Annotated in this window: 7 protein-coding genes and 1 tRNA gene; 1 reads left to right on the forward strand and 7 read right to left on the reverse strand. The window is 45.9% G+C overall.

The genetic code is table 11. The annotated features are described in order from the left end of the window. Positions 1–13 precede the first annotated feature (13 nt). From lnt to miaB, 5 genes are all read right to left on the reverse strand, one after another. Positions 14–1,528: an apolipoprotein N-acyltransferase gene (gene lnt / locus KI655_RS23750; protein ID WP_285409172.1), complete on the reverse strand. Its 1,515-nt coding sequence runs from the start codon at positions 1,526–1,528 to the stop codon at positions 14–16. Positions 1,529–1,560: 32 nt separating this feature from the next. Next, positions 1,561–2,451: a CNNM family magnesium/cobalt transport protein CorC gene (gene corC / locus KI655_RS23755; RefSeq protein WP_152468291.1), complete on the reverse strand. Its 891-nt coding sequence runs from the start codon at positions 2,449–2,451 to the stop codon at positions 1,561–1,563. Positions 2,452–2,571: 120 nt separating this feature from the next. After that, positions 2,572–3,033, reverse strand: a complete 462-nt coding sequence (gene ybeY / locus KI655_RS23760) for an rRNA maturation RNase YbeY (RefSeq protein WP_032551451.1) — start codon at positions 3,031–3,033, stop codon at positions 2,572–2,574. Beyond that, positions 3,034–4,155, reverse strand: coding sequence for a PhoH family protein (locus KI655_RS23765; RefSeq protein WP_285409174.1), 1,122 nt, complete (start codon positions 4,153–4,155; stop codon positions 3,034–3,036). It abuts the gene before it with no gap. 165 nt (positions 4,156–4,320) lie between these two features. Beyond that, a complete protein-coding gene (miaB, locus tag KI655_RS23770) occupies positions 4,321–5,745 on the reverse strand; it encodes a tRNA (N6-isopentenyl adenosine(37)-C2)-methylthiotransferase MiaB (protein WP_150871337.1) in 1,425 nt (474 codons plus the stop codon). Between the two features lie 335 nt (positions 5,746–6,080). Between miaB and KI655_RS23775 the strand changes: the two genes are divergently transcribed. After that, the gene (locus tag KI655_RS23775; RefSeq protein WP_285409177.1) at positions 6,081–7,256 is read left to right on the forward strand and encodes a 2-octaprenyl-3-methyl-6-methoxy-1,4-benzoquinol hydroxylase; all 1,176 of its coding nucleotides are present in this window, start codon (positions 6,081–6,083) and stop codon (positions 7,254–7,256) included. A gap of 65 nt (positions 7,257–7,321) precedes the next feature. On the opposite strand, the gene KI655_RS23780 is transcribed toward KI655_RS23775, so the two are convergent. Next, positions 7,322–8,371, reverse strand: coding sequence for a lactonase family protein (locus KI655_RS23780; RefSeq protein ID WP_285409179.1), 1,050 nt, complete (start codon positions 8,369–8,371; stop codon positions 7,322–7,324). 154 nt (positions 8,372–8,525) lie between these two features. After that, positions 8,526–8,610 (reverse strand) — tRNA-Leu (locus tag KI655_RS23785). Positions 8,611–8,726 lie beyond the last annotated feature (116 nt).

Raw genomic sequence — 8,726 nt, forward strand, 5'->3', positions numbered from 1 at the left:
TCGAATCTCGAATCTAGCTTTTCTCTCTCAAGCGCCAGCCGATTACTAAACTCAATAGCACCCAAACGTAAAGTGGCCACGTGCCTACAATACGATAAGGTGTTTGACCATCGGTAGAGATAAGTTCAGCCTTTAACACTGCTGTCTCGAACTGAGGTACTTGTTCAACGATTTTGCCTTTGTGGTCAGTTACCGCCGTCACACCGTTATTAGTCGAGCGAATAACTGGCTTACCAAGCTCTAGAGCACGCATTTGCGCGATCTCCATATGCTGAAGTGGACCAATTGAACTTCCAAACCACGCATCGTTAGAGAGCGTTAAAATGAAGTCTGTATCTTCGGTCACGTTCTGACGAACTTGATCATTAAAGATGATTTCGTAACACAGTGCAGGTGCTAGGTGGCGGCCATTCGCCACGATGTTTGGTTGAATGAAATCACCGCGACTAAACGACGACATTGGCAAGTTAAAGAACGGCGCCAGTGGGCGCAAGATGTCTTCAAACGGCACAAACTCACCAAACGGAAGTAGGTGGTGTTTGTGGTAGCGCTCACTTGGGTCGTAGCTGTACTCTCCATATGGATTTACCCCAAGAGAGAGAATGCTGTTGTAGTACTTTTTGTCTTCCGACTGATTGAGCACACCAGTGATGATTGAGCTGTTATTCATCTTCGCCGCGCTATCAAGGTTGCGAAGGAAGGATGGGATCTCAACCTCAAATGCTGGGATTGCGGCTTCTGGCCAGATTATGATATCTGCACCCCAGTTATCACGGCTCATGTCTGTGTACTTCATCATGGTCGGCCAACGCTGGCTTGGTAACCATTTTAAGTCTTGGTCGACGTTCCCCTGAATGAGTACGACTGATGTGGTTTTGTCTGGATTCGGTGTCACCCAGTCAATGTTTCGAATGCCAAAACCTGCACTCAATAAAACCACAGGAATCAACCCCACGCTCCAGGCTCGATTAATCGCCGTATAAGCCAGTGCACTCGCAGATACGATCACGACTAGGGTAATCAGCTCTACACCACCAATTGGCGCAAATGAGCCCAGTGGAGACTCAATTTGGCTGTAACCAAGCCAAAGCCACGGGAAGCCCGTCATTACCCAGCCACGCAACCAGTCGGTTATTAGCCATAAAGCAGGCGCTGCAAGGAAAAAGCGAGTGAGATTATTATTCGGGAAAAAGCGGTTGAGTGCCCACGCAAATAAACCGGTATAGATCGCGAGATAGCCGACCAACAGACCCATTAGGAATAGGTTTGCGGCTAAAGGCATACCGCCAAAGCCATCAATGCTGACGTAAACCCAGCTAATGCCCGTTGCAAATTGACCTAGACCCCATGCGTAACCTGTCCAGAGAGCACTTTTCGTACCTTGCTTATGCAGCAGGATAAGAAGGATAGCAGGGCTAAGAATGGCAATAGGCCAGAAAGAATATGGAGCAAAGGAGAGGGTGGTGATAGCGCCAACAAAAACGGCCGCAAGCGGCCGTAGTAGGCGATGAATAAATGGTTTAGTCATCTAAATTATGTCATCTCTTTAGAGAGAAGTTGTTATTCTTCGATAGTTGGAAGAGGTTGCTCGTCTGGGATCGTCACTTGTAATTGAATCACACGACGGTTATCCGCAGAGGTTACTTTGAAATGGTAGTTTTCGATTTCTACAATTTCACCGCGCGTCGGCAGATGCCCAAAGGCTGTCATTACCATACCACCAACAGTATCCACTTCGTCATCACTAAAGGTGGTTCCAAATGTATCATTGAACTCTTCAATAGTGGTTAAAGCTTTTACTGAGAAGGTATGCTTGCTCAGCTTACGAATGTCTAACTCTTCTTCATCGTCGAACTCGTCTTCAATTTCACCAACGATTTCTTCGAGGATATCTTCAATGGTTACAAGACCCGATACACCGCCAAATTCATCGACAACGATAGACATGTGGTAACGCTCTTCACGGAACTCCTTGAGTAGGCGATCAACACGCTTACTTTCTGGAACAACAACCGCAGGACGAATCACTTGCTCGATGTCAAATGGGGCGCTGTCTGAGCCCAAATACTTAAGTAGGTCCTTCGCTAAAAGAATGCCCTCTACATGGTCTTTATCTTCACTGATCACTGGGTAGCGAGAGTGTTGAGCATCAGTAATCAACGCAATCAATGTATCTAAATCATCGGTGCGTTCAACTGTGACCATTTGAGAACGCGGTAGCATGATGTCACGCACGCGCATCTCAGAGATTTCCATTACACCCTCAAGCATGTCGCGAGTGTCATGGTCAATTAGGTCATTAATTTCAGAGTCGCGGATTACATCTACGAGCTCCTGGCGGTCTTTTACCTCGCCTTGAAATAGTTGGCCTAGGCGTTCAAAGAAGGACTTTCTACTCGGACCTTCAGATTTTTTACTTCCCTCAGAAGTGGGGGGGTTACCTTCGTTCATGATTTCTCAAAAAATAACGCTATCAGAAGTGTGATAGCACACATAACAACTCAGATACCAATAGTGTTTCAAGGTTCGTGGAGCTGCTGTTTCTCTGCAACCTATCTTCCTAGAATCGGTTTACTTTTCTAGGATGTAAGGGTCTTCATACCCCATAGCTTGCATGATTTCTGTCTCGAGTGACTCCATCTCTTCAGCTTCATCATCTTCGATATGATCATAACCTAGCAGATGCAGACTGCCATGTACAACCATATGAGCCCAGTGTGCTAGCAGAGGCTTGTTTTGCTCTTCTGCTTCTTTTTCTACCACTTGGCGACAAATGATGAGATCACCTAAAAGATCGAGCTCAATGCCCGGAGGCGCCTCGAACGGGAAAGACAACACATTGGTTGGCTTGTCTTTTCCGCGATACTCATGATTCAGCTGGTGGCTCTCTTCCGTATCAACGATACGAATGGTCAATTCCGCATTCTCTTGGAATTGTGGAATGGTTTTGTCCAACCATTGCTGAATGTCTTGCTCAGTCGGTAAGCCTTGTTCATCTTCGACTGCTAATTGCAGGTCTAGTTCAATAGACATCTATTTATCACCTTGCTGCGCAACTACAGAGCTATTTTGTGTTGCTAATTGTTTCTCAGCTGGCTGTTGAGCCTCAAGCAGTTTGGCCTCACGCTCTTCACGCTTACGACGTTCAAACTCTTTACGCTCTTTTTGGTCTTTCGCTTCCCATTTCTCATACGCGTTAACGATACGAGCAACAACTGGGTGACGAACCACGTCCTCTGACATGAAGAAGTTAAAGCTGATGTCGTCGACTTCGCTCAATACTTCTGTTGCGTGACGTAGACCAGACTTCGCACCACGAGGTAAATCGATTTGGGTGATATCACCCGTGATTACCGCACGTGAGTTAAAGCCGATACGGGTCAGGAACATCTTCATCTGTTCAACCGTGGTGTTCTGGCTTTCATCAAGAATGATGAAGGCATCGTTCAGAGTACGACCACGCATGTACGCAAGAGGTGCAACCTCAATCACGTTACGCTCAATCAGTTTCTCAACACGTTCAAAACCCAGCATCTCGAACAGTGCGTCATAAAGAGGACGCAAGTAAGGATCGACTTTCTGGCTTAAGTCACCTGGAAGAAAGCCGAGTTTCTCGCCAGCTTCAACTGCTGGACGTGTTAGTAGAATACGACGGATTTCTTGGCGCTCAAGTGCATCTACTGCTGCTGCCACCGCTAGGTAAGTCTTACCTGTACCTGCAGGACCAATACCAAAGCTGATGTCATGAGTGACCATGTTCATTAGGTATTGCGCTTGGTTTGGCGTACGTGGCTTAATCACGCCTTTCTTAGTCTTGATGAACACTTCTTTGCCGTGCTCAATACTTGACTCTGTTGTTTGTTCTAGGACACCAGACTCTTTAATCGCCAGATGGATTTGCTCTGGCTCGATATCTGGAATATTACCTTTCACCGGAGCAGACTCAACATACAGACGCTTAACGATCTCAAGCGCAGCTGCAGCCGTGTGAGGCTTGCCGACGATAGTGAAAAAGTTGCTGCGGTAGTTGATCTCGACACCTAAACGGCGTTCGAGGTGTTTAATGTTGTCATCGAACGGGCCACATAGGCTTGCAAGGCGACGGTTATCTGCTGGTTCTAGATTGATCTCTAGGGTAACGATTTTATTGCTCAAATTAGCCTCTCATTTTGTGCCACCCACTCTTTTCAATAAACAAAGAGCAAGAAGCCCGATTGGGACCGGGCTTCTAGTGGCGATTTCCCTATTTCTAAGATGGTCACTTAGTTAGGTAATTTCAAGCTTTGCAGTTCAGCTTTGTGCTGAATCTAGATGTTTCGCTTACGGCGTAAATGTTGCTACACCTAGCTCGTCTTCACGTTTGGTGTTCGCCATCATCTGAGTTGGAGAGATAATAGTACGTAGGTCCATGTCTTTTTCTGTACGAACCAGCTCACCACGTAGAGAGTTAGCGAATACATCAGTGATCTTCACATCAACGAATTGACCGATAAGGTCGGCACTGCCTTCGAAGTTAACAACACGGTTGTTTTCAGTACGCGCGCGAAGCTCCATTAGGTTCTTCTTAGACGGGCCTTCCACAAGAACGCGTTGCTCTGTATCAAGCATTAGGCGTGAGTAACGCATTGCTTGAGAGTTAACCACTTGTTGTAGTTCGTATAGACGCTCTTTTTTCTCTTGCTCAGGCACGTCACATGGGTAATCTGCAGCAGGTGTACCTGGACGAGGAGAGAAGATAAAGCTGAAGCTCATATCGAAATCTACGTCTTTGATTAGTTTCATCGTTGCTTGGTGATCCATTGCTGTTTCACCTGGGAAGCCAACAATAAAGTCAGAACTGATTTGAATATCAGGACGAGCTTTACGTAGCTTACGAATGATCGACTTGTATTCGATAGCTGTGTGAGGACGCTTCATCATCGTTAGGATGCGGTCACTACCACTTTGTACTGGTAGGTGCAGGAAGCTCACAAGCTCTGGCGTATCTTCGTATACAGCGATGATATCGTCAGTAAACTCAAGTGGGTGGCTCGTTGTGAAACGGATACGGTCGATACCATCGATAGAAGCTACAAGACGAAGTAGTTCTGCAAATGAACAGATGTCGCCTTCGTGCGTTGGACCACGGTACGCGTTTACGTTTTGGCCTAGTAGGTTTACTTCACGTACACCTTGGTCTGCAAGTTGTGCGATTTCAAATAGCACGTCATCCATTGGACGGCTAACTTCTTCGCCACGAGTGTAAGGTACAACACAGTAAGTACAGTACTTAGAACAGCCTTCCATGATAGAAACGAATGCTGTTGCACCTTCAGCGCGTGGCTCTGGTAGACGGTCAAATTTCTCGATCTCTGGGAAAGAGATGTCCATTACTGGCGCTTCATCGCTCAGAGATTGTTTGATCATCTCTGGTAGGCGGTGCAGTGTTTGTGGGCCAAAGATTACGTCAACGTATGGCGCACGCTCACGAATGTGGTCGCCTTCTTGAGTCGCTACACAGCCACCCACACCGATCACAACACCGTCTTTTTTGTCTTTTAGCGTTTTCCAACGACCAAGCTGGTGGAATACTTTCTCTTGCGCTTTTTCGCGGATAGAACAGGTATTCAGTAGTAGTACATCTGCTTCCTCAGGTACTTCTGTTAGCTCATAGCCATTTGCGGCATTTAGCAGGTCAGCCATTTTTGATGAATCATATTCATTCATCTGGCAGCCCCAAGTTTTAATTAGCAGTTTCTTACTCATGTTTTGTTCGCTCGATCGTTAGTTTAATTTAAGGGAGCAAATCGCCCAGTGTTAATCCGCGGTTATGGTCTCTATTATAGCCTCTAAATATGGCTAAAATAACGCGACCCTAACAGCAAGCGGCGTATTGTACTGGTTTCAAAACCGACTGACTAGTGGTCTAGCAAAATCTCTTATGTAGTGGTTTTTATTCTCGTTAAGATTGTTAGTTATTTCGAGAAACACTATACGCAGCAAGGGATTGTCCATTTTGAGATTAAGGTTTTTGGTTACAAGTAAGTTGTGAAAACGTACAATCAAAAACAGTCATTGAATCAAACTGATAAGTACAAAATATGAACAGTTACGATATTGTGGTAGTCGGCGGTGGTATGGTTGGTGCAGCAACCGCTATCGGATTTGCGCAGCAAGGTATGCGTGTCGCGGTGATCGAGGGATTTGCCCCGCAAGCTTTCGAAAAGACACAACCTATGGACATTCGTGTCTCTGCGATCTCTCAAGCCTCTGTGGATCTGTTGGATTCGCTAGGTGCTTGGGATGCAATCGAGAATATGCGAGTTTGCACATATAAACGCTTAGAGACTTGGGAACATCCAGAGTGCCGTACGCGATTTGATGCTGCATCTCTAGAGTTACCTCGACTGGGCTATATCGTTGAAAACCGCCTTATCCAACTTGGGTTGTGGGCGCAGTTTGAACGCTATGACAATATTGAACTGTTATGCCCAGAAAAGCTCGATACCATTGAATTTGGTGAAACGAACACTGTGGTGTTGCAGTCTGGCTTGCGTCTATCAGCTAAATGGGTTGTTGGTGCAGACGGCGCGAATTCGGCTGTTCGTCAGCAAGCGGGAATTGGTATCACGGCTTGGGATTATCGCCAACACTGTATGCTGATCAATGTCGAGACAGAACTTCCTCAGCAAGACATTACTTGGCAACAATTTCTACCAAGTGGCCCTCGTTCTTTTTTACCTTTGGCGTCGCTTACGGAAGAGGGTAAGGAAGCGGGGCAAGGCTCTTTGGTGTGGTACGACAAACCGTCACGCATTAAGCAATTGTCAGCAATGAGTCCAGAGAAACTGCGTGCAGAAGTGTTAAGCCATTTCCCTGCGGAGCTGGGTGATATTAAAGTGCTTCAATCGGGCTCTTTCCCACTAACTCGTCGACATGCTCAGCGTTACGCTCAGAACAACTGTATCTTGGTCGGAGATTCTGCACACACCATCAATCCTCTGGCTGGTCAAGGAGTTAACCTAGGCTTTAAAGATGTGGCAGCTCTAATCAGCCTGACCAAAGAGCAGGGTGAGTTAACAGACTCTGTCGCAAGAAGCTACGAGGTTAAAAGAAGAGGGGATAACCTCATCATGCAGAGTGGCATGGACTTCTTCTACAAAACGTTTAGCAATGACCTTGGCCCACTTAAGTTTGTTCGCAATGCAGCATTAAAGCTTGCAGAGAACTCTGGACCAATTAAAAACCAAGTATTGAAGTATGCTTTGGGGCTGTAGTTTATAGTCTCGTACAGCTAAAGAAGTAAAGGAGAGCCAATGCTCTCCTTTTTTGTATCTGCTACTCACGATATTTGTTGTGTTACACAAACCGGCGAACCCACTTCCAAAGAATGACCGCTGTAGGTTAAAGAGCCGTCTAGTTTATTGCGTTTGAAAGAGGTGAGATTGTTGGAGTGTTGATTTGCCGCGATTAGCCACTCTCCATCATTGGTAATATGAAAATCACGAGGGAAGTTGCCTTCAGTACGATAGCTATCCACAAAAACCGGCTTTTGATTCACTGGGTCGAGTTTAAAGTGACTGATCCTTGATTGATGTCGGCAAGAGGCATAAAGATGCTGCTCATCTGGCGATAGCTTGATCGCTGCGGCCGCTTCTCCTTTTTCTGTATTAGGAAGCGCATCTATCTCCTCGGCAATATGCCAACGTCCAACGGCTTTCTCTAGCATTAGAATCGTTTCAGATAGCTCACAGACAACATAGGCTTTGTCTTCAGACTTATTGAAAACCATATGACGAGGCCCATTGCCCGCAGGAACTTGAATAGATTGTACTGGCTCTTCCAAAAACTCCTCTTGCTCCTCATCGAAGCAGTAGAAGTTGATGCTATCGGCACCAAGATCAACGGTGACAAACTGTGGCGAGTGCGTTAAGAACAGCGACTGATGAGCATGTGGCCCTGTTTGTCTATCTTGGTTAGGGCCAGAACCTGACATTTTTAGTGTTTTAATTCGTTTATCGATGTTGCCGTTGATACCCAAACTAAAAATATCGAATGTGCCGGAAGAGTATTGAGAGGTGATGGCAAACTTATGGTTAGGATCTATCGAGATATGGCAAGGGTGATCCCCCAATATGTACCCAGAGTTGGATGGGACGTTTGAATCTGTCTCTGAGACGTGAAATAGCTGAGGTTGGGACTGTTGGTCGATTTCAGATGCGGTATAGATGCCCAGCTTTGTAGAGACAACAAAAGAGGGGTTAATGCACTTTGCGATCAGTTGTGGAGGGTTCAGCTTACCTGTTTCCAGATCTAACTGAGTTTGATATACACCTTGGCTTCCATTTGGATCTTCTGTGTAGCAACCGATGGTTAAAGGGAGAGTTCTCATAGCGCTGTCATACTCGATGTAAAAGTGGAGCCGACATTGTCTTATAAAAAGTTAACTAAGTGCTGAATCTAGGGGAAATACTTGGTGATGTGGTTAGCAGATTTGTATATTTCAGATAAAAGAAAACCCAGCTAAAAAGCTGGGTCTCTAATGATGGTGCGGAAGGAGAGACTTGAACTCTCACACCTTGCGGCGCCAGAACCTAAATCTGGTGCGTCTACCAATTCCGCCACTTCCGCATCGCTAGTTTATTTTCTAGCAAATAGTGTAGTTAAGGAGATGATTGGTAAATCTCAATAACGTTGTATTTGATTGTTTCACGTGTCAATCACACACTCTTCGTTTCCGAAGAAGA

It is taken from the genome of Vibrio sp. D404a, from assembly GCF_030248535.1.
Taxonomy (GTDB): domain Bacteria; phylum Pseudomonadota; class Gammaproteobacteria; order Enterobacterales; family Vibrionaceae; genus Vibrio.

Bases quoted from the DNA above. Each gene is read 5' to 3' on its own strand.
- miaB (WP_150871337.1), bottom strand. From the start codon at position 5,745: ATGAGTAAGAAACTGCTAATTAAAACTTGGGGCTGCCAGATGAATGAA.
- ybeY (WP_032551451.1), bottom strand. From the start codon at position 3,033: ATGTCTATTGAACTAGACCTGCAATTAGCAGTCGAAGATGAACAAGGC.
- KI655_RS23775 (WP_285409177.1), top strand. From the start codon at position 6,081: ATGAACAGTTACGATATTGTGGTAGTCGGCGGTGGTATGGTTGGTGCA.
- lnt (WP_285409172.1), bottom strand. From the start codon at position 1,528: ATGACTAAACCATTTATTCATCGCCTACTACGGCCGCTTGCGGCCGTT.
- KI655_RS23780 (WP_285409179.1), bottom strand. From the start codon at position 8,371: ATGAGAACTCTCCCTTTAACCATCGGTTGCTACACAGAAGATCCAAAT.
- corC (WP_152468291.1), bottom strand. From the start codon at position 2,451: ATGAACGAAGGTAACCCCCCCACTTCTGAGGGAAGTAAAAAATCTGAA.